The organism is Desulfotruncus alcoholivorax DSM 16058, from assembly GCF_000430885.1.
GTDB lineage: Bacteria > Bacillota > Desulfotomaculia > Desulfotomaculales > Desulfallaceae > Desulfotruncus > Desulfotruncus alcoholivorax.
On record NZ_AUMW01000014.1, the window covers coordinates 73,838 to 94,884 of the forward strand.

The 21,047-nt window shown below is 48.7% G+C and carries 22 protein-coding genes and 1 pseudogene; 21 read left to right on the forward strand and 2 right to left on the reverse strand.

The window, feature by feature from the left end; translation table 11 throughout:
* The first annotated feature begins 120 nt into the window (after nt 1–120).
* From ltrA to H569_RS0108390, 12 genes and pseudogenes are all read left to right on the forward strand, one after another.
* Entirely contained in the window at nt 121–1,770 is a 1,650-nt protein-coding gene (ltrA, locus tag H569_RS0108330; RefSeq protein ID WP_027364625.1) for a group II intron reverse transcriptase/maturase, read from the forward strand.
* A 108-nt stretch (nt 1,771–1,878) separates the two neighbouring features.
* Nucleotides 1,879–2,850, forward strand: a pseudogene (locus H569_RS19710) (DEAD/DEAH box helicase family protein); the annotation flags it as partial.
* Nucleotides 2,851–2,931: 81 nt separating this feature from the next.
* Entirely contained in the window at nt 2,932–3,261 is a 330-nt protein-coding gene (locus H569_RS0108340; protein ID WP_027364626.1) for a DUF6664 family protein, read from the forward strand.
* A gap of 74 nt (nt 3,262–3,335) precedes the next feature.
* Nucleotides 3,336–4,289, forward strand: coding sequence for a DUF3991 and TOPRIM domain-containing protein (locus tag H569_RS0108345; RefSeq protein WP_027364627.1), 954 nt, complete (start codon nt 3,336–3,338; stop codon nt 4,287–4,289).
* Nucleotides 4,290–4,394: 105 nt separating this feature from the next.
* Nucleotides 4,395–4,751, forward strand: a complete 357-nt coding sequence (locus H569_RS0108350; protein WP_027364628.1) for a type II toxin-antitoxin system RelE/ParE family toxin — start codon at nt 4,395–4,397, stop codon at nt 4,749–4,751.
* Complete coding sequence (locus tag H569_RS0108355) at nt 4,744–5,028, forward strand: helix-turn-helix transcriptional regulator (RefSeq protein WP_027364629.1); 285 nt, start codon at nt 4,744–4,746, stop codon at nt 5,026–5,028. The genes H569_RS0108350 and H569_RS0108355 overlap by 8 nt, the downstream gene beginning before the upstream one ends.
* A gap of 422 nt (nt 5,029–5,450) precedes the next feature.
* Entirely contained in the window at nt 5,451–7,736 is a 2,286-nt protein-coding gene (locus tag H569_RS0108365; RefSeq protein WP_027364630.1) for an AAA family ATPase, read from the forward strand.
* Nucleotides 7,718–9,754 (forward strand): UvrD-helicase domain-containing protein, encoded by a 2,037-nt coding sequence (locus H569_RS0108370; RefSeq protein ID WP_027364631.1) that lies wholly within the window; start codon nt 7,718–7,720, stop codon nt 9,752–9,754. The genes H569_RS0108365 and H569_RS0108370 overlap by 19 nt, the downstream gene beginning before the upstream one ends.
* A gap of 463 nt (nt 9,755–10,217) precedes the next feature.
* On the forward strand, nt 10,218–10,553 hold the full coding sequence (locus tag H569_RS0108375) for a plasmid mobilization protein (protein WP_027364632.1): 336 nt from the start codon (nt 10,218–10,220) through the stop codon (nt 10,551–10,553).
* Complete coding sequence (locus H569_RS0108380) at nt 10,546–10,890, forward strand: hypothetical protein (RefSeq protein WP_027364633.1); 345 nt, start codon at nt 10,546–10,548, stop codon at nt 10,888–10,890. The genes H569_RS0108375 and H569_RS0108380 overlap by 8 nt, the downstream gene beginning before the upstream one ends.
* A gap of 3 nt (nt 10,891–10,893) precedes the next feature.
* A complete protein-coding gene (locus H569_RS0108385) occupies nt 10,894–12,288 on the forward strand; it encodes a relaxase/mobilization nuclease domain-containing protein (protein ID WP_027364634.1) in 1,395 nt (464 codons plus the stop codon).
* On the forward strand, nt 12,239–13,051 hold the full coding sequence (locus H569_RS0108390; protein WP_027364635.1) for a PcfB family protein: 813 nt from the start codon (nt 12,239–12,241) through the stop codon (nt 13,049–13,051). Before H569_RS0108385 ends, H569_RS0108390 begins: the two co-directional genes overlap by 50 nt.
* Here H569_RS0108390 and H569_RS23590 read toward each other — a convergent pair.
* Nucleotides 13,031–13,471 carry a hypothetical protein gene (locus H569_RS23590; RefSeq protein ID WP_238492503.1) on the reverse strand — a complete coding sequence of 147 codons (441 nt, stop codon included), beginning with the start codon at nt 13,469–13,471 and terminating at the stop codon, nt 13,031–13,033. The genes H569_RS0108390 and H569_RS23590 overlap by 21 nt on opposite strands.
* Between H569_RS23590 and H569_RS23105 the strand changes: the two genes are divergently transcribed.
* The 6 genes from H569_RS23105 to H569_RS0108420 all read left to right on the forward strand — a co-directional run bounded on the left by H569_RS23105 (nt 13,454) and on the right by H569_RS0108420 (nt 17,380).
* Nucleotides 13,454–13,960 carry a hypothetical protein gene (locus tag H569_RS23105; protein WP_238492504.1) on the forward strand — a complete coding sequence of 169 codons (507 nt, stop codon included), beginning with the start codon at nt 13,454–13,456 and terminating at the stop codon, nt 13,958–13,960. The genes H569_RS23590 and H569_RS23105 overlap by 18 nt on opposite strands.
* A 12-nt stretch (nt 13,961–13,972) precedes the next feature.
* Entirely contained in the window at nt 13,973–14,164 is a 192-nt protein-coding gene (locus H569_RS0108400) for a hypothetical protein (RefSeq protein WP_027364636.1), read from the forward strand.
* Nucleotides 14,151–15,914, forward strand: a complete 1,764-nt coding sequence (locus H569_RS0108405; RefSeq protein WP_027364637.1) for a VirD4-like conjugal transfer protein, CD1115 family — start codon at nt 14,151–14,153, stop codon at nt 15,912–15,914. The genes H569_RS0108400 and H569_RS0108405 overlap by 14 nt, the downstream gene beginning before the upstream one ends.
* A 20-nt stretch (nt 15,915–15,934) precedes the next feature.
* Entirely contained in the window at nt 15,935–16,243 is a 309-nt protein-coding gene (locus H569_RS0108410) for a TrbC/VirB2 family protein (RefSeq protein ID WP_081410934.1), read from the forward strand.
* A gap of 5 nt (nt 16,244–16,248) precedes the next feature.
* Nucleotides 16,249–16,476 (forward strand): hypothetical protein, encoded by a 228-nt coding sequence (locus tag H569_RS0108415; protein ID WP_027364639.1) that lies wholly within the window; start codon nt 16,249–16,251, stop codon nt 16,474–16,476.
* Between the two features lie 64 nt (nt 16,477–16,540).
* Nucleotides 16,541–17,380, forward strand: a complete 840-nt coding sequence (locus H569_RS0108420) for a hypothetical protein (protein ID WP_027364640.1) — start codon at nt 16,541–16,543, stop codon at nt 17,378–17,380.
* 31 nt (nt 17,381–17,411) lie between these two features.
* On the opposite strand, the gene H569_RS0108425 is transcribed toward H569_RS0108420, so the two are convergent.
* Nucleotides 17,412–17,822, reverse strand: coding sequence for a hypothetical protein (locus tag H569_RS0108425; RefSeq protein WP_027364641.1), 411 nt, complete (start codon nt 17,820–17,822; stop codon nt 17,412–17,414).
* Between the two features lie 225 nt (nt 17,823–18,047).
* On the opposite strand from H569_RS0108425, the gene H569_RS0108430 reads away from it, so the two are divergent.
* From H569_RS0108430 to H569_RS0108440, 3 genes are all read left to right on the forward strand, one after another.
* Nucleotides 18,048–18,245, forward strand: a complete 198-nt coding sequence (locus H569_RS0108430) for a hypothetical protein (RefSeq protein ID WP_027364642.1) — start codon at nt 18,048–18,050, stop codon at nt 18,243–18,245.
* A gap of 63 nt (nt 18,246–18,308) precedes the next feature.
* On the forward strand, nt 18,309–18,674 hold the full coding sequence (locus H569_RS0108435; RefSeq protein ID WP_027364643.1) for a PrgI family protein: 366 nt from the start codon (nt 18,309–18,311) through the stop codon (nt 18,672–18,674).
* Entirely contained in the window at nt 18,667–21,003 is a 2,337-nt protein-coding gene (locus tag H569_RS0108440) for a VirB4-like conjugal transfer ATPase, CD1110 family (protein ID WP_027364644.1), read from the forward strand. Before H569_RS0108435 ends, H569_RS0108440 begins: the two co-directional genes overlap by 8 nt.
* Nucleotides 21,004–21,047: the final 44 nt, after the last annotated feature.

Here is a 21,047-nt window from a genome sequence, read left to right on the forward strand (position 1 = left end):
GGCCGTCCTGTAATGGGACGGATAGGGGTTTCAACGTCACCCCGCACGAAAGTGAGCAGATTTCTGCGGTAGGTAACTCTTTACAAGAAACTTACAGAACTTTTGAAAGGAGTAAGGCAAATGAACGCAAATCAAACTGCGTGTGCGACTTCTGACCGCGCTGCTGCCTGGGACAGCATCGACTGGAACAGGTGCGAGTACGAGGTAAAAAAGCTGCAAGCTCGTATTGTAAAGGCTCAAAAAGAAGGCAGACACGGCAAGGTGCAAGCCTTGCAGTGGACGCTGACACACTCGTTTTATGCCAAAGCATTGGCGGTCAAACGGGTGACAACAAATGACGGTAGTAAAACCTCCGGTGTTGACCATGAGCTATGGACAACGCCAAAAGCCAAATTCGAGGCAATTATTTTGCTGAAAAGAAGAGGATACACCCCCCAGCCGCTCAAAAGAGTCTATATCAAAAAGAGCAACGGAAAGCTTCGCCCGCTGGGCATTCCTACGATGAAGGACAGGGCTATGCAGGCATTATACCTCATGGCTTTGGAACCCATTGCGGAAGTCACAGCAGACCAGCATTCCTACGGATTCAGGAAAGAACGGTGCTGTCAGGACGCTATTACCCAGTGTCACACGGTTTTATCCCACGGTTACTCTCCGCAATGGGTTTTGGAGGGTGACATCAAGGGCTGCTTTGACCATATCAGCCATGATTGGCTCTTAAAGCATATTCCCATGGACAAAGTGATGCTGGAAAAATGGCTGAAATGCGGCTTCATCTTCAAAAAGGAGTTGTTCCCAACAGAGGAAGGTACGCCCCAGGGCGGTATTATCTCCCCTACGTTGGCAAACATGGTTTTAGACGGCATTCAACCGATGCTGGCAGAGAGATACAAGCGCAGAAGTATCAAAGGCAAGCTTGTTTCGCCTATGGTAAATCTTGTGCGTTATGCGGATGATTTTATCATCACCAGCGCCGATAGGGATGTTTTAGAAAAAGAAGTCAAGCCGCTCCTTGTAGATTTTCTTACAGAACGTGGCTTGGTTCTCTCCGAGGAAAAGACGCTTATCACGCATATTGATGAGGGCTTTGATTTTCTAGGCTTTAACATCCGCAAGTATAACGGCTTTCTTCTGACCAAGCCGTCCAAAGTAAAGGTTAAGCAATTCCTGGATGGGATTCGTTCTGTCATTGAGGAAAACAAATCCTGCAAACAGGAAACGTTAATTCGACTCCTGAATCCGAAAATCATCGGCTGGGCGAACTATTACCGAAACAGTGCATCCTCTGAAACCTTCCAACGTGTCGATGACCAGATTTTCCGCAAACTATGGCAATGGGCAAAACGGCGCCACCCGAAAAAGGGAATGCGCTGGATAGCCAACCGGTATTTTCAGAGAATCAGAACCAGAAGCTGGCGGTTTGCGGTCACACTCGACAAAAGTGGGAAAAAGGATGTCTTTCCACTGAAATTAATGACGGATGTCAATATCATCCGTCACAAAAAGATTACCGGGGATGCGAATCCGTTTGATACCGAGTGGAACGACTACTTTCAGGAGCGCGAAACCTACAAGATGCTGCTTTCACTAAAGGGCAGAAGATCGCTCCTGTATATCTGGAATCAGCAAAACAGACTTTGCCCCATATGCGGCGAACCCATTACCAAAGATACGCAATGGAATGTACGGGAACGGATACAAGACGGAAAGTCAATCAAGCTCCTAGTGCATGACAAGTGCTACAAACAAAACCGTTATGATGTTGATTGAGCCGGCCTTTTATGAAAAGGCTTTGAGTTGCTTGAGCCGTGTGAGGGGAAACTCTCATGCACGGTTCTTAGAGGGGAAGGCGGCAGTAATGCCGCCGACCTACTCGACCGGCCAAGAGATTTGGAACAGCGCAGCGGCAGGATTGTCCGCCAGGGCAACAAAAACGACGAGGTGTATATTCTCCGCTACGTCACAGAAAACACCTTCGACGCCTATTTATATCAAATCCTTGAAAACAAGCAGCGTTTCATCTCACAGATTATGACCAGCAAATCCCCCGTAAGAAGCGCGGAGGACATTGATGAAACGGCGCTTTCCTATGCGGAAGTCAAGGCGCTGGCGACGGGCAACCCGCTCATCAAGGAAAAGATGGATTTAGACATCCAGGTTTCCAAGCTGAAGCTCCTGAAAGCCAACCATCTGAACCAGCGGTATGCACTGGAGGACAGATTGCTCAAGCATTTACCGAAGCAGATCAAAGCCACCGAGGAACGCATTGCGGGCTATGAGAAGGACATTGCCCGGTATGAAAAGTACAGTGCAAAGGAACCCACCGGGGAGAAGGTCGAGGAAAGCAAATTCGCGGGCATGACGGTCAAAGGCATTTCCTACCCCGAAAAGGCCAAGGCGGGCGCGGCCATTCTGGAAGCCTGCAATCTGATGACCTCCCCGGAGCCGCAGGAAATGGGCAGCTACCTGGGCTTTCCGATGCTGTTTTCTTTCGACAGCTTCAACAAGAAGTATCAAATCACGTTCCAGGGCGCTCTCAGCCATACGGTGGCCTTGGGCGCGGATGTGCACGGCAACATTACAAGATTGAACAATGCTTTGGCCGAAATGCCGAAAAAACTGGCGTATTGCCGGGAACAGCTAAAAACCCTCCGCCAGCAGATGGAAACGGCCAAGAAAGAAATTGACATCCCCTTTGAAAAGGAGCAGGAGTTGCAAAGCAAATCCGCGCGGCTGCATGAACTGAACATCCTGCTAAATATGGACAAGGCGGAAAACGAGATAATGGACGACGGACCGGACGAGGACATGGATATTCCCGAAAAAAAGGCCGTAGGCTATGAACGGTAATGGCTGAATAAGCTTTAGCAGTTTTGACTTTCTATTTTCTCAGGCTTACAGTAAAACAAAAAACCAGGAAGGAGGCGCGTAATGAACGAACCTTTTATATTCCAGACCCTGCCGGAGCGGATTGCGGCGCTGTTCCCTGAAATCGACAGCGACACCGCTATTGACTTGCTGCACAACAATTACGAGTATGGCCTACTCCATCAAAGAAAAGGGGAACTCACGGAGCGGCACCCTTTCATTTCGGCTGTCCTGGAGGGCGAAGGGCCGATTGCTCTGAGCGCGGAAGAACATAAAATCCTTACGGACTACCTGGATACTGCAACCCGCATGGAGGACATGGAGCGTATGCAGCTTTATTTTCGCGGGCATACGGACGGTTTTTCCTATCTCAAAAAAATCGGCGCGATATAGCCGCATTGCAAAAATTTCCTAAAAGGCATCGGAAGACAAAATCCGGTGCTTTTTTACGTTTGGAGGTGATCGCTATGCCCTATGTGGCCCCGGAACAGATTAAGCACGTCAAACAGATGGATCTGCTGACTTATTTGCAGCATTACGAACCGCAGGAACTGGTCCACTTTTCCGGCAATGTCTATACCACCCGCAGCCATGACAGCCTGAAAATATCCAACGGGAAGTGGTGCTGGTGGTCCCGCGGCATCGGCGGGCGCTCCGCCTTGGATTATCTCATCAAGGTCCGGGGCATGACGCTCCCCGAGGCGGTCATGCGGATAGACGGGCAGGCGGTTGTTGAGCCCCCTGTCCCGTCAAAGGCACGGGAACCCGCCGGGCCGAGAACGCTGCTGTTGCCGGAGAAAAACAAGAGTAATGATCGCGTGGCTGCCTATCTCAAAGGGCGTGGCATACACAGCACTTTAATTGATTACTGCCTGCAAACCGGACGGCTGTATGAAAGCCGCCACCGCCACAACGCGGTCTTTGTCGGCTTCGACCCGCAGGGCGTTCCCCGCTACGGCGCGCTCCGGGGCACATCCGGCAGCAGGTTTATGGGGGACGCAAGCGGCAGCGACAAGCACTTCTCCTTCTCCGTTCCGGCAAGGGAAAAACCCACCAAGCTGCACCTGTTTGAAAGCGCCATCGACCTTTTGTCCTACGGCACATTGGAGCTGCTGGCCGGCAGGGATTGGCGGCGGGAAAACTGCCTCTCCCTGGCGGGTATTTACAAGCCGAAAAAGAACATCGGGGAAAGCACCCCGCCCGCCGCTTTGACGCAGTACCTCAAGGATTACCCGCAAATAAGCGAAATCGCCCTACATCTGGACAACGACGCACCGGGAAGGCTGGCGGCGGAGACCATCAAGGCCCTTCTTTCCCCCACGTACACCATTACCGACGAGCCGCCCCAGCGCGGGAAAGATTATAACGACTATCTAAGGATTGTATTAAGGATACGGCAGTCAAATAGCATGGAAAGATGATTGCTGTTTAGATGTTTTACAAAAACTACAAATTCCTTGATTTATGTTATCGTATATGATAACATGATGGTGAGGTGAAGCATACACTAAGATTAGAGGTGTATCATGGATTGGCAAGTGGAATACTATAAAAAGGAAAACGGAGATATTCCCGTACTGGATTTTCTGCTATCATTGGAAGCAAAAATGCGGGCGAAAGCCTTTAGCGAAATAGAACTGCTGGAAAAGCATGGGCCTGATTTAAGGGAACCTTACGTAAAGCCCTTAAGAGGCAAAGGTCTTTTTGAACTGAGAATCAAATTCGCCTCGGATATCAGCAGGATTTTCTATTTCACATACCGCCAGAAGACTTTTGTGCTGCTTCATGGTTTCACCAAAAAAACTCAAAAAACTCCGCAAAGAGAGATTGAACGGGCACTGCGTTATAAAGAAGATTATGAAAGAAGGTGTGACAATGAGTAAGGCAGGAGCAAAGTTTTCCGAAGTGAAAGAGCTTTTGATGAAGGACGAAGAATTCAAAGCTGAATACGAAAAGCTGAAACCGCGCTATGATGTGATTTCGCAAATCATTGAAGCACGCACCAGCCAAAATATTACCCAGGAAGAATTGGCGCTTCGGGTTGGGACCCAGAAATCCAATATCAGCCGCCTGGAAAGCGGAACGTACAATCCATCCCTGGACTTTCTGTCTAAGGTTGCCCGCTCCCTCGGCAAAGAGGTACAGGTTACGTTGAAATAAAAAATGCGAGAAAATCATAAAGAAGTTTGTGATAGCACAGATGATTAATAATTAAGGCACTGAGAGATCAGCGCCTTTTTCTATTATGTTGAGAAAATGTTAGTAATAAGGACTGTAATTCGTTGATTCGGGGGAAGAAGTATAATATGATTAGATTGTCATTATAAGGAAAATAAGATTGAAACTATTGAGTATTCGACAGAATTACAATGGGTTTGCGCCTTTCCGTAAAGTCCGCTGGGATGGTATATTTTACAAAAATGGTGCGGGAGATCTTGTGCTCATGAGTATAGAGGCGTTTACCCTCCGTAAAAAGGAAGATCGTTTGGCTAGCCGCATGGGGGATGATCTACGCCGGAGGAACTGGACAGCTATTTAGACGGCGTTATTGAAGCGGTAGAGCATAGGTAAGGAGGATAATTATGCGGATAGAGAAAATGCGAATTAAAAACTACAGAAGGTTTATGGATACTGAAATTAGTTTTTCTGACAAACTAACAGTTCTTGCCGGTGCAAATAATAGCGGTAAGACATCACTTGTTCATTTGTTAGACTGTGTTTTTGGTAATAGAAAAACTTTGAAATCTAAAGACATCTCATTGATAAGCCAAAGTGCAATAATTAATAAACTATTCGATATGTTTGACAAGCGTTTTAGCGCTTCACTGCCAATTGATATAAAACAACTGCTATCAGACATTCAAGATTTGTTTTTTGATAAAACCACTGGCGATGTGCAAATCATTGAAGATCATGTATCCATCCAAATATCAGTAACATACGAGCCTAAAGAGAATATCTCTCTATTTGCTCGCTATTTAATGGATTTGGACGAAAACAAAAGGAATTTTTATTTTGAAATCGTACAAGAGATCAATCCCAAGACTTTAAAAAGTAATCTTGAAGTCAATGTTGATTCGTTACGAAATTATTTGGAGCGATATTTTGAAGCTGTAAAAAAACAGAAAACATGTGATCCGAAATCGCCTGAGTCCCCGAAAATAAACCTGCAAGCCACCAAATCCAGGCAATTGCTCATAGAAAAATTGTTTGAGCTTTATGGCGATAGTTTGGATATAGCTTATAAATATGCCAATGAGGACTTCTCATTATCGCATAAGATGGAGAAAAAAGAATTCACAGATTTGTTCAACTATAGCTATCTTTCCGCTGATCGACAATTAAATGACAATACTGAAGGCGGAAAGAGAACACTGACATCTAGCGTTGTTGATTTATTGAATATTGAAAGAAAGAATGAAACGTCCCCTAATGAATGGAAAGGAAAAATTCGACAAATTCTTGATAAAATGTTCAATGCCATTTCAACTGAAAACATTGATACTTACTTAGTGGAACAGGCGAAAACACTTTTAGACAATATTTCGCAAAACCTTAACACTGTAGGAGAAACAAATATTCAAGAAATCACAATGGTTCTTGACATGGGGATGGATTTTCTATATCAGGTTCTTAAAGAGAGTATCCGGGTAAATTATGCAATTCCAACAGGCACTCAGAATGCAGAAAAAGTTTTGCTGGCAGAAGAATCTCAAGGACTTGGAATCAGCAATCTTATTTATATTACTCTTGAGTTGATGAGATATAAATTGAAATCAGATCCTAGATTGGTCAACGTTTTTCTGATAGAAGAGCCGGAATCGCATATGCACCTACAGATGCAGCGAACGCTTGTTAATTATTTAAACTCCGAATATGCCGGAAAAGAAGGTTTATGTAATGTCCAAGGAATTATTTCGACCCATTCTGATGAAATTGTACGTTCTGCCAATCTCAAAGATATAAAGGTCATACGACCCAAAGAACCCTTAAATAATGTAATCTGTGATATGTCCATGTTTTTAGAAAAACACAAAACAGAAAAAAATTTTTATGAAACTTTCTTTAAAATCAATTTTTCGAACATGATTTTTGCCGACAAGGCGATTATCTATGAAGGTGACACTGAGCGTATGTATATTGAATCGCTTATTTTTGGCAATCGTGGTCAAGAGGAAAAAGATGAATTAGAATTTTTAGACACTCTTTCACAAAAATATATTACCTATGCACAAGCAGGTGGAGCATATGCTCACAAATATGCGGAATTACTAAATGAACTTGAAATTAGCACACTAATACTTACAGACATTGACTACCCTAAAACCTGCTTGGATAAAAATAAAGTCTTTAAACTTAAGACAACCAACGCAGCACTTCGTTTTTTTTGTAGGCGAGATAATCGACAGTCAAAAAATGCCAAACTAAACATAAATGATATTTATAAATGGCAATCATCCTGCTATAAGAAGAAAAATATTCTGGTAAAAACTCAGTCAGAAATAGACGGTTACGCCCGGACATTAGAGGAAGCTCTTTTGTTTCAGTATATAAAAAAACATCATACTGATCTTTTAGAAGATAATGGCAATGAGATAGAGTTCAATGTTTTTTCTTGCTTAACAAGAAAAAATTGGTCTAAGATTAAAGAGGCCAGCGGTTTTTCTTTGATTTTACCAAATCGTACTAAAAAAGAGAAAAAACAAAATAAATCTATTGATACGATTGAAAGGTGTATACGACAGATAGTTGAAGGGTTTTCAGATAGCAAATCCGCTTTCATGTATTCTATTATTAAAAAGGGGAAACAATATTCTGTTATGCCAAACTATATTAAGGAGGGGCTAGAATGGCTGGCGCAAAAATAGAGTCAAATATGTTTTTGATAAATGCGCCTGCTGGCAGCGGTAAAACGCATTTTATCCAAGATAAAGTAAATAGCATAGTAGACAGAGATCCTTCTGCACGGATTTTATGTATTACATACACAGAGAGAGCTGCGAAAGAACTTCAAGCCAGAATACTGTCAGAAGAAGCGTTCATAAGTACAATTCACAGCTTCATGAATTTTTTTATATCGCCCTATTATGCCCACTCTGAAGCTATAGATTTGTACTACGAATTGTATAAAAACGATATAGAAAAAAGAATCCAAGAAAACGAAGCGCTAAATATAGATGATCCACAGAATAGGAATAGCAAGTATTTGATTGCTAAAGGATTAGAGCCTTCGCTTGATGTGTCCATAAAGCTCATAAAAGAAAACACTAAGTCCATTTATTACAACGAAAAGAATTATAATACACTCTATTATGGAGGGCTCTCTCACGATAATCTGTTGGAGTTTGCTTTCTCATTTTTAGATAAATACCCTGTTCTTCAATTTCGTCTTAGGGAGATGTTTCAATATATCTTTGTTGATGAAGTACAAGATACTGATGCGAAAATACTGCGCCTGTTCTACAATGCAGTAAAAGGTACATCCACGGAGCTATACTATTTCGGCGACAAGATGCAGGAAATATACGAAAATTATGATGGTGGATTTGAAAATGAATATAGAAATTTTGACTCTTCTTTATCCAAAGAGTTTAAATTTAACCATCGTTCATGTGGAGAAATCGTCGATGTCCTAAATAATTTGTACGGACGCAAAGATTCTGACAGACAAGAATCAAAGAAGGGATACAATGGTGTATCACCAAAACTAATAATATGTCAAAATATAGAGGCGTATTATACTGAACATATGTCCGAGCTTGATGGGTTTCTTGTTCTTCGAATTGCAAATAGAGCAAGATTTGCTCGAAACAATCCGAATGAAACAATGGAAAATATTTTTAATGGAATTTCAAATATATATCCATATGGCAGTAAGGTAACACCTATAGATGTTATGCTGCCTCCTGAAGGTGAAAATAGTCCTGACCCGCTTGTTGAGTTCTTTTATGCTTTTGGGCAGTTAAAGGCTGCTTTTGATGCGAAACATTATGCAGAAGTTATACAATTGTTTAGCAGCCAAATGTTTATTACACTAGATGGACGAAAAAAGAACGTATTTCATCCATCTATGAAAGTTTCCGAGCATGATGACAAAGCGAGGGTGCAAAAAGCCTTGAAGAAGGTTTTTGAAGAATATTCTAATGATTGCAAATATAGCTTAGAAAATTTTCTAATGTACCTTGTAGATCAAAATATAATTACTGATGATTTCATAGAATACATTCATCATATTGAAGATGAAGAAGGAAAAGCTGTTTATGAGCAGTTGCTTGCTATTCAATTGAGTGAAATGAAGCGGTTAATTGATTATAAAGATAGTCAAAGCATTTCTACTCAGCATGGCGTTAAGGGCGAAGGATATCCAAAAGTCTGTTTTTGGAGCGAAGATTCAAAAAGTAATAGGCCGTATGTTTATATGTATGACTTTTTTAGAATATATACGCAATTAGAACATTTCGGCTTAGAATCGTTTCAAAATTTTTACTATGTATTTAAGTCCTGCATTACTGCATTAGAGCAGAACTTAGGGATAAAAGTTAGCAAAATGAAAAGTCCAAATATCACTGATGAAAACATCAGTCGGTTTGACCAATTAATTGATGAATTTAAGGGCAATAGCTATTTTAATTATATTTTTCATGAGAGCGTGTGTGACTATAAGGAGAAGCGAGAAAAAAATAAACTACCAACTTTAAAATCTATTCAAGCTATCTTTAAACCGGAAATAGTAAATCGTATTTTGGTAGCGTACAAACTGTTCTATGTCGGCTGTTCGAGAGCTAAAGACGAATTAATTGTATTAGTCGATCAAGAAAGAATAAGTGCTTTTGATGGTGGCTTCAAAGCTAAAATGTCTGCTGTTGGTTTTAAAATTTTACCATGAACTAGTTTTTGGTAACTTATATGCCGATTTCAGAAGGCAAATGGCTATGAAACATAAACAGAGAAAAGGCAAGTGGAACCAACTTATATTAAGGGGATAGTTGAGAATACAACCTCGACCTATAGCATTATTTAGGCCATTGAATTCTGAACTTATCATTATGTTAGTTATTTGGATGAAATGAACTTCCCATATCCATAAAATTATTCTTTCAAAATTGTTCGTGCACTGAGAAGTCAGTGCTTTTTCTTTTACCCAAAATCAAAAAAAGAAGTATCGACATTATTGTAAGGACTTCTTTTTTCGGCCGGTAATATTTGAAAAAAATCGTAACCATCACAACAAAAGACATCGGTCTTGTGATGCAGCGATGTCTTGTGTTGCAGCAAGCACTGAATAATGCCAGCATTATTCGCTTGTCAGGGATAATCCCTGAAACCCTTAACAGAACAGGAGGTTATATATGCTCAAAAGAAACATCAAAATAACGTTTCGATTGAACGCCAAAGAACAGCAATCTCTTGTCAAACAGGTGAAGAAATCAGGGCTTTCACAGGAAGGCTATCTCCGTTCCCTCATCAACGGCTATGTGCCCAAGGAGCTGCCCCCTCCCGACTATTTTTCCATGACGCGGGAGCTGCACGCCATCGGCGGCAATCTGAACCAGATTGCGGCCAAGGCCAATGCCACCGGGCATATTGACAAGACGGTATTTCAATATGAAGCCAACCGGCTCAGAAAAGCGGTACAGGATATTATAGAGGCGGTCACAGCGCCGGAAAGGAGAACTAATGGATAAGAAAACACTACTAATAAACCGTATCCACCGGAACTTTGCGGACTACAAGGCAAAGCTGCTCAAAGTGGACGGCCAGGGCATCTTTGAAAAAGCGGAAGAAATCGCCGCCTATACGCAGGTTCACCGAAATATGACAGAAAATCGCAGCTATGAACCGGAGGAACTGGATTACCTCCTGCTGTTTCAAGACCCCCTGGAGGTTGTGACCGACCAATATCAGGAAGAATTTCGGTATGCGGAAAATATGCTTGAGCTTATCGTGGCGAGAATCTGTGATAAGCAAGATGGCCTTGGAGATTACCCCTTGATGAAAAAATACGGGGAGCCGGAGCGATGACCGATGGCAACCACAGCGATCTGGGACGTGACGGACCGGCTTGACCGGGTAATCGACTACGCCGCCGACCCCGAAAAAACCGAAAACCCCGATTTTACCACTCCCAACTTTCAGGGCTTACGCAAGGTGCTGGAATACACCCAGGAGGACGGCAAGACCGAGCAGCAATTTTACGTCACCGGCATCAACTGCGACCCGGCCACCGCCTACCAGCAGATGGGCCGCACAAAACGGCAATATCAGAAGCAGGACGGCATCCTGGCCTTTCATGGCTACCAAGCCTTCGCGCCGGGGGAGGCCACCCCGGAAACCGCCCACGCCATCGGCGTGAAGCTGGCAAAAGAGCTTTGGGGCGACCGCTTTGAGGTGGTGGTTTCCACCCACCTTGACAAGCAGCATCTTCATAACCATTTCGTCCTGAATTCCGTATCTTTTAAGGACGGAAAACGGTATTACGACAACAACGCCACCTACGCCCTCATGCGGCAGGCATCCGACCGGCTATGCCGGGAACATGCTCTTTCCGTCATTGAAAACCCACAGCGCGGCAAGGCCAAGCACTATGCCGAATGGAAGGCCGAGCAGGAAGGCAAACCCACCTGGCGGGGCCTGATCCGGGAGGACGTGGACCAAGCCATTGCCGCAGCCATGACCTTCACGCAATTTATCGCCGCCCTGCGCAAACAGGGCTATGAAATCAAAACCGGCGTGAAACACATGGCGGTGCGTCCTTTAGGCAAGGAGCGGTTTGTCCGCCTGAAAACCCTGGGCGACGATTACACCGAGGAAGCCATCAAGCAACGCATCCTGCAAAACCGCGCACCTAAGCGTCCTCCTCCCCCCTTGCCGGAGCCGAGGCGAAAACGCTGCACCTTCAAAGGTTCCCTCAGGACAGCAAAAAAGCTCACCGGCCTGCAAGCGTTATACTTCCACTACCTCTATAAAATGGGCATCCTGCCCAAGCCCCGCGCGTCCAGCAAAAGGACGCATTTTTTATTGCGTGAGGACCTCCGCTATTTGAATGAACTCACCGCGCAGACCAAGCTGCTTTGCAAAAACCATATTTCCAGCAAAGAGCAGCTTGCCGCATATCAGTTGGGGTTGGAGCAGGAAATGAGCGCCCTGTCCGCCGAACGCAAGTCCCTTTACAACCGCATACGCCGGTGCGGGGACGAGGAGCAGGTGACGGCCTGCAGGGAGCAAATCGCCGGGCTGACCAGGCAAATCAGTCAGCTTCGCAAGGAGGTGAAGCTCTGCACGGGCATCCTGTCCCGTTCCGGGGAAATGCAGGAAAAGCTGTCCCGGATCAAGCAGGAAGAAATTCAGCAGCGAAAGGAGGCAAAAGCCTATGAACAGCGAAGCCGCCGCCGCGGATCAAGTCGTCAACATGAGTCTTAAGGGGATCGAGGTAATAGCCAAAATCTCCGGCGAAGGAGCCAAAAACCTGGCCGTCTATCTCTACGCCGTCTTGAAAGACCAAAAGAAAACCAAGGGCAAAATCCGGCTGGAAGGGCTGTTGCGCAGCGGCAAGGAACTGAAAGTCTTTGCGGTCAGGAACGAGGACTTGCAGAAATTCACCCAGGAGGCCAAACGCTACGGCGTCCTCTATTGCGCCCTCCGTGACAAAAAGGACACGGACGGCATGTGCGACATCATGGTGCGGGCCGAGGACGCTTCCAAAATCAACCGCATCGTGGAACGCTTCAAGCTGGCCACCGTGGACACCGCCAGCATCAAGAGCGAAATCCAAAAATCCAGGGCCGCCAGGCAGGAGGAAAAAGCGCCCGCCGAAAAGGAAACCCCCGCTGAAAAAAGCGCGGACGATTTTCTGGACGAGCTGATGGCCAAGCCCGACCAGCCGGAGCCGGACAAGGAGCGGATCGACAACCCAAACCCCACGACGGACCCTACGGCGGCGAAGGCGGAGAAATCCCCTCCGTCCGAGCCTACTTACGAGCGCAGCGGGAAAGCCGCCGAGGGTACGAGTGAGCCGGAGCGAAAATCCGTCCGCCAGGAACTGAAGGAAATCCGGGAAACCCACAGGGAGCAGGCGGAACCCAAGCGCGAGGCGGCCAAAGAACAGGCCAAATCCGTCAAGCCGCCTGCCAAATCAGGCCAACAGAAATCCAAAGCCAAAAAATCAAAACCGAAAGAGAGGTAAAGTGAGATGAGCAATTTTGACGATCTTTTCCGGCAGGAACAAAGCCCATCCACGGCCAAAAGCGACCAGCCTTTTGACAAGGAGGCCTGGGCGCAGAAAAAGTAGGAGCAGCGGGAAACGGTGTACGCCCTGATCGACGAAACGGCGACAACCGTGGCACAGGACGGTGATGTTTTCCAAAAGTATCTGGACGTGTAGAGCCGCTTTGACCGCTACAGTGTTTCCAACGCCCTGCTTATCCTTGCGCAGCGGCCCAATGCCACAGTCATTAAAGATTTTGATACCTGGAAGGACCAGGGCGCGTACATCCGCAAAAAAGAAACCGGCTTTTACATCATCGAGCCGGGGGAGGAATATCAACGGGAGGACGGTTCCACCGGCATCAGCTACAACCCCAAAAAGATGTTTGACATTTCTCAAACCGGGAACAGCCGCAAACGGGAAACCCCCGCCTATCCCGACGAGCGCACCCGCATCAAGGCGCTGCTGGCTCACGCCCCCGTGCCCGTCCGTATCAGCGATGCGCTGCCAAGCGGCGTGAACGCCCTGTACCAGCCGGACACGCGAGAAATCCAAATCCGGCGCGGCCTGGACGCCAATCATATTTTCCGCGCTCTCGCTCAAGAGCTGGCCCAGGTGGAAATGGACAAAGGCGACGGGAGCTACAACCGTTCCGAGTATGGCTTCCATGCCTATTGTGTTTCATATATGCTCTGCAAGCAGTACGGCGTGGAAACGAACGGTTTTTATCACTTCGAGGGCGTTCCCCAAAGGCTGGAGACTTTGGAGCCGCAGGAAATCCGCGCCGAGCTTGCCGTCATCAAGGAAGCGGCGGGCGAAATCTCCGGACGGATGAACCGGATGCTTAACCAGCAGCGGCAGCAGAAACGGCAGGAGCCGGAACGTTAGGAGGGATGGTCTGTGAAGGAAGAAGAACGGGTGCTGACCCTGGACGATTACGAATACGGCGTGGTGGTGAACGCCTTGAACGAACTGCGAAACGACCTGATTCAAGAACAACGGCCCACCGACGCCGTGGATGAACTGCTTTTGAAAACCATTGACGCCCCGACCAAAAAGCAGAAGCGCAGGGACCACGATGAAGCGCGCTGAAACCGCCAAGAGTAATCTCATCCTCTTGGCGGTTTTTTTAATTCCGGTGGTGTGGGCGGCGTTGCTCACCGCCCCCTCCCTTTCCGGCGGGCTGCCCGAAATCCTGGAAAACCTCACGGCGGCGCTGAACGATCCGTTTCATATCCAATGGGTGGATAATTCGCCCAAGTGCGTTTTGCTCTTTCTCGCCGCCTACGGTATGGGGATCGGGATTTACCTGTCCACCAAGCGCAATTACCGCCATAGGGAGGAGCACGGCAGCGCCCGCTGGGGCGGCGCGGCGGCTGTCGATAAGAAATACCGGGACAAGAATCCGCAGAAGAACAAAATCCTGACACAGAATGTCCGCATCGGGCTGGACGGCCGGAAGCACCGGCGCAACCTGAATGTCCTGGTGGTGGGCGGCTCCGGCTCCGGCAAGACCAGGTTTTACGCGAAACCCAATGTCATGCAGGCCAACACCTCTTTTGTGATTCTCGATCCCAAAGGGGAAATTTTGCGGGATACCGGAAACCTGCTCAAAGCCAAGGGCTATCACATCAAGGTGCTTGATCTTATCAACATGCACCTCTCCCACTGCTACAACCCCTTTACTTATTTGCAGGACGACAAGGATGTCTTAAAGCTGGTCACCAACCTGATCCGCAACACCACCCCCAAGGGCAGCAATACCAACGACCCCTTTTGGGAACGCTTCGAAACCGCGCTCTTAGAGGCACTCATCCTCTACCTGCTCTACGAAGCGCCGGAGGATGAGCGAAACTTCCCGATGGTCATGGAGATGATCGCCGCCGCCGAGGTGCGGGAAGAGGATGAAACCTACCAAAGCCCCCTGGACGAGCTGTTTGAGCGGCTGGCCATGCGGGAACCGGAGCATCTGGCGGTCAAGCAGTACAACATCTTCAAGCTGGCGGCGGGAAAGACGGCCAAAAGCATTCTCATCAGCCTGGGCGTCCGGCTGGAAAAGTTCAACCTGTCCACCATCGCGGGCATCACCACGGTGGATGAAATGGAACTGCCCGCCATCGGGGAGAAAAAGACGGCGCTCTTTGCCGTCATCCCCGACAACGACAGCAGCTTCAATTTCATCGTGGGGATGCTCTACACCCAGCTTTTTCAGCAGCTTTACTACCTGGCCGACCATGTTTACGGCGGCAGGCTGCCCCTCCACGTCCATATCGTGATGGACGAATTCAGCAACGTCGCCCTGCCGGATGAATTCGACAAGCTCCTTTCCACCATGCGCAGCCGGGAGGTCAGCGTCTCCATCATCCTGCAAAACCTGGCCCAGCTAAAGGCCCTGTTCAAAGATTCTTGGGAGTCCATTGTCGGCAACTGCGACGAGTTTTTGTATTTAGGCGGCAACGAGCAAAGCACCCACAAGTATGTATCCGAGCTTTTAGGCAAGGAAACCATCGACTTAAACACCTACGGAAAAAGCGCAGGCAGGAACGGCAGTTACTCGACCAATTTTCAGTTGTCAGGCCGGGAGCTTTTGACCCCCGACGAGGTGCGGATGCTGGACAACCGCTACGCCCTGCTGTTCATCCGGGGCGAACACGCCGTCATGGACGACAAGTACGATATTCTCAAGCATCCGAATTTGAAGCTGACGGTTGACGGCGGCGGCCAACCCTTCCGGCACGGCACCACGGAACACGCCCTGGACTGGAAAGCCGTGGTCTTAAAAGAAGGAGGCGATTACGAGCTGCTTTCCGAGGAAGAACTCGAAAGCCTATCCCCATCATAAAAACAGGAGGAATGATACGTATGAATATGTCTGGAAAAACCAAAAGGTTTTTTGCCGTTTGCTGCGCGCTGGCGCTGATGCTGGCCCTTTTCGCCGTCCCCGCATACGCGGCCAACGACCCCCTTCAGGTGGTCAACAACCTGTCCGAATTTATCTTCGGGCTGATCCGCGCCATCGGGATGATCCTGCTGGGCTTCGGCATCGTGCAGATCGGCCTGTCGCTGAAAAGCCACGACCCAAGCCAGCGGGCCAACGGCTTTCTGACCCTGGCGGGCGGCGTCATCATCACCTTTGCCAAGGAAATCCTTAATCTCATCACAGGAGGTTGATCGTTATGTTTAACAAATTCCCCATCACGGAAAAAATGCACATTCATTCCCTGGACGGCGAACTGCGGAAAGCTACCATCCTGGGGCGGCTGGGCGACAACGATTATCTTGCCGAATATGGCAGCGTCAAGTGCCATGCCATCTACAACCCCTTTGTCAATCATTTCTATGTGGATGACAAGTATGGCGTCATCAAGGACAAAAAGCCCGGCAGGGATGAACCATGCCGGTAACGATCACGGAAGCAAAGCCCGCGCTTCAAGCGCGGGCTTTGCCCTGGAAACGAGGTGAGCTTATTTGGAAAGCGGCAACTGGGTGATTGAGAACCTGAATAGCGCCCTGGGAACCTGGAACGAAAAGCTGGCGGAAATCTGGCAGCTTGTCGCCCAGTCCCCCACGGAATTCCGAGGTGGTGGCATCTGGCACGTCATTGCCGATATCCACGGCGCGTTGCAGGCCATCGGCCTAGCCCTGCTGGTATTGTTTTTTGTCATCGGCGTGGTGAAAACCTGCGGCAGCTTTGCGGAGGTTAAAAAGCCGGAACACGCCCTGAAGCTGTTTATCCGCTTCGCTTTGGCCAAAGGCGTTGTCACCTACGGGCTGGAGCTGATGATGGCGCTCTTTAACATTGCCCAGGGGATCGTTTCCACCATCATGTACAGCGCGGGCTTCGGCACCACGAGCGAGGCCGTTCTGCCGCAGGCCATCGTGCAGGCCGTCGAGGAGTGCAGCTTCTTGGCGAGCATCCCCCTGTGGGCGGTGACGATCATCGGCAGCCTGTTTATCACGGTGCTGTCCTTCATCATGATCCTGTCGGTGTACGGCCGTTTTTTCAAATTGTTCCTATATACCGCCATTGCCCCCGTACCTCTGGCCTCCTTTGCCGGAGAGCCGAGCCAGAGCATCGGCAAAGCCTTTCTCAAAAGCTATGCCGCCGTCTGCCTGGAGGGGGCCATTATCGTTCTGGCCTGCGTTATCTTTTCCGTCTTTGCGGCCGCCCCTCCGGTGGTGGACGCCAGCGCCAGCGCCGTGACGATGGTGTGGAGCTATATCGGAGAGTTAGTTTTCAACATGCTGATACTGGTCGGCGCGGTGAAGATGGCCGACCGGGTGGTGCGAGAGATGATGGGATTATAAAAGGATACCGGACAATGACAATCCGGTATCCTCATATATCCTTGAACTGAACGCCATCCCCGTAAACAACAGGTTCTCCTGTTCTGGGGTCAAGCAAATCCCCCTGCTCGTTAAACTGAACTTTGTCAAGCGGTACGCCCATTTCTCTGGCCCGCCGGATCTGCCACGCGACGTCATCTTCAAAGTATTTCTCGTCCCGTTTGCGCCGTATCGCTTTTATCAGAGACACAATCCAGCTTAACACGGTCAGGCCGAGCAATGAGAAAAGGATGATATACGCTAAAGTCTCATGTTCCACCGCCCACTTGTTCAGCACGGTGCTGAAAAGCAGGAAGCAAAGAACGGGAATCGTCAGCCGGAGCTTTCCTGCTGCTTTGAATATGAAAGAAAGAATGAGCAATCCCACCGTAAGGCAAAGAGAAATAAGGGCCGCGGCTGCCATAATGGCCACTCCTTTCCACATAGTCCATATATTTCCATTATATCACGCGGCGCAAATATACAAATAAGACCGGAAAACCGTGACGATCTTGAACATGAAGTTTGGCAGTAGCAATGAAGATGGATACGTACAGCACGAATAAATTCTCCTTCCTGATTCCATTGTCACGCATGGAAAAAAGAAATGAAAGGATGCCGCAGCGACCGAGGCAAAGGAGGCTTCAATGTGAAACGGGTGAATTACCATGAAGAACTGGAAAAAGAGAAGGAAAAACTCAACAGGCTTGGGGAGGAAGCCTTGAAAAACGGCATCCCCCTCACCCAGGATGAGGCGTTTATGGCGCAAAACCGCAAGGTTGACGCTTTGGTAGTCAAGGTAATTAAGGAGAAAGAACGAAACAGGAAAAAACAGCGGGAACGATAAGGCAACCGGTGTGCTGGCGCTTCATGAAAGAGGCGCTATCTTTTTTGTGGAGGTGATGATATTTTGGAAGTCAAGATCAACCGGGAAATCCGGGACTATACCGAGAGCTTGTTTTTTGGACTGTCCATGCGGCAGTTCATTTTTTCTGTCCTTGCCGTCATCGTGGCCGTCGGCATCTACTTCGGCCTGCGCAGCTTCTTCGGCACGGAAACCGTAAGCTGGATGTGCATTCTGGGGGCCGCCCCCTTCGCCGCCCTCGGCTTTATTCAATACCACGGCATGACGGCGGAGCAGTTTTTGTGGGCCTACGTCAAGTCGGAGTTTCTTCTGCCCAAGCGCCTGACCTTTCACCCCACCAACATCTATTACGAAGCCCTGAAGCCCGCCCTGGAAAAGCGCGAAAAGGAGGCTTGGAAACACCATGATTAAAACCCTGCAAAAAATCATGAAGCAGGACAAGGAAAGGTTTGTCGTCCCCAAAGGCGTGCAGCAGGCCATCCCCATCCGCGCCATCTGGCCGGAGGGGATTTTTCAGGTAGGCAACAAGTTTTCCCGGACCTTTCGCTTTGCGGACATCAATTACGCCGTGGCCTCCAAGGAGGACAAGGAAGCCATGTTTCTGTCCTATTCGGAGCTTTTGAATTCGTTTGACAGCGGGGCGACCACCAAAATCACCATCAACAACCGCCGCCTGAACAAGACGGACTTTGAAAGCTCTATTCTGATCCCCCTCCAGGAGGACGGGCTGGACGAGTACCGCCGGGAATACAACCGGATGCTTTTAGAGAAGGCCACCGGCGCGAACAGCATCGTGCAGGACAAATACGTCACCGTGTCGGTAGCGAAAAAAAGCATCGAGGAAGCGCGGAACTATTTTTCCCGCATCGGCACCGACCTGATTACCCACTTTTCCCACCTGGGCTCTAAATGTGCGGAGTTGGACGCCACCGACCGCCTGAGAATCCTGCACGACTTTTTCCGCTCCGGGGAGGAAACGTTTTTTCGTTTCGACCTGTCCGAAACCATGCGCAAAGGGCATGATTTCAAGGACTACATCTGCCCCGACACCCTGGAGTTTGAACGCGATTATTTCCGCATGGGTAACAGGTTCGGACGCGTCATCTTCCTGCGGGAATACGCCAGCTTCATCAAGGACAGCATGGTAGCCGAACTGTGCGACCTGAACCGCAGCATGATGCTGTCTTTGGACATCATCCCCATTCCCACGGACGAGGCCGTGCGGGAGGTGGAAAACCGGCTGCTGGGCGTGGAAACCAACATCACCAACTGGCAACGAAGACAGAATCAAAATAATAACTTTTCCGCCGTCGTGCCCTACGACATGGAGCAGCAGCGCCGGGAAAGCAAGGAGTTTCTGGACGACCTGACCACCCGCGACCAGCGCATGATGTTCGCCGTTTTGACGATGGTGCATGTGGCGGACAGCAAGGAGCAGCTTGACAGCGACACGGAAACCTTGCTGACCACGGCCAGAAAGCACCTGTGTCAGTTCTCCCCCCTGACCTGGCAGCAGATGGACGGCCTGAACACGGTATTGCCCTACGGCCTGCGCAAAATCCACGCCATCCGGACCCTGACCACCGAAAGCACGGCGGTGTTCATTCCTTTCCGGGCGCAGGAGATTGCCCACAGCGGCGGCATTTACTACGGGCAGAACGTGATCTCTAAAAATATGATTATTGCCAACCGGAAATTATTGCTGAACGGGAATTCTTTCATCCTGGGCGTTTCCGGTTCCGGTAAATCCTTCACGGCCAAGCGGGAAATCGTCAACCAAATGCTGGCCGGTGACGACGACATCATCCTCATCGACCCGGAACGCGAGTATTCGGCGTTGGTCAAGGCGCTGGGCGGCGAGATCGTCCATATCTCCGCCACCTCGAAAAACCACATCAACGCGATGGATATGAACCGGGACTACGGCGACGGCGCAAACCCGGTCATCCTGAAATCCGAATTCGTCCTGTCCCTCTGCGAACAGCTTATCGGCGGCCAGAACCTGGGCGCGAAGCAGAAATCCCTGATCGACCGCTGCACCGCCAATGTCTACCGAAAATACCTGCAAAGCAATTTCAAGGGGAAAACGCCCACCTTGCAGGACTTCCACGGGGAGCTTTTAAAGCAGGCGGAGCCGGAGGCCCAGGAAATCGCTTTGGCGATAGAGCTTTTTACCTCCGGCAGCCTGAACACCTTTGCTAAGGCCACCAACGTGGACGTGACCAGCCGCCTGATCTGCTACGACATTCTGGATTTGGGCAAGCAACTCCTGCCCATCGGGATGCTGGTGGTGCTGGACAGCATCCTGAACCGCATCACCCAGAACCGGGCCAAAGGAAAAAACACCTTCATTATTATTGATGAAATCTATTTGCTCTTTCAACATGAATACAGCGCCAACTTCCTGTTCACCCTCTGGAAGCGTGTCAGGAAGTACGGCGCGTTTTGCACGGGGATCACCCAAAACGTGGACGACCTGCTGCAATCGCACACGGCTCGGACCATGCTGGCCAACAGCGAGTTCATTGTCATGCTCAACCAGGCTTCTACGGACAGGATGGAGCTGGCTAAGCTTCTGAACATCTCCGATCTGCAATTAAGCTATATCACCAACGTGGACGCGGGCAACGGCCTCATTAAGGTGGGCAGCTCCCTGGTGCCCTTCACCGACCAATTCCCGCGCAACACCAAGCTCTACAACCTGATGACCACCAAGCCGGGCGAACAGGCCCAGGGCTGAATAAGCTGCCAAGCACCAACGGCTGGCCGTAATTTTCCGGCCAG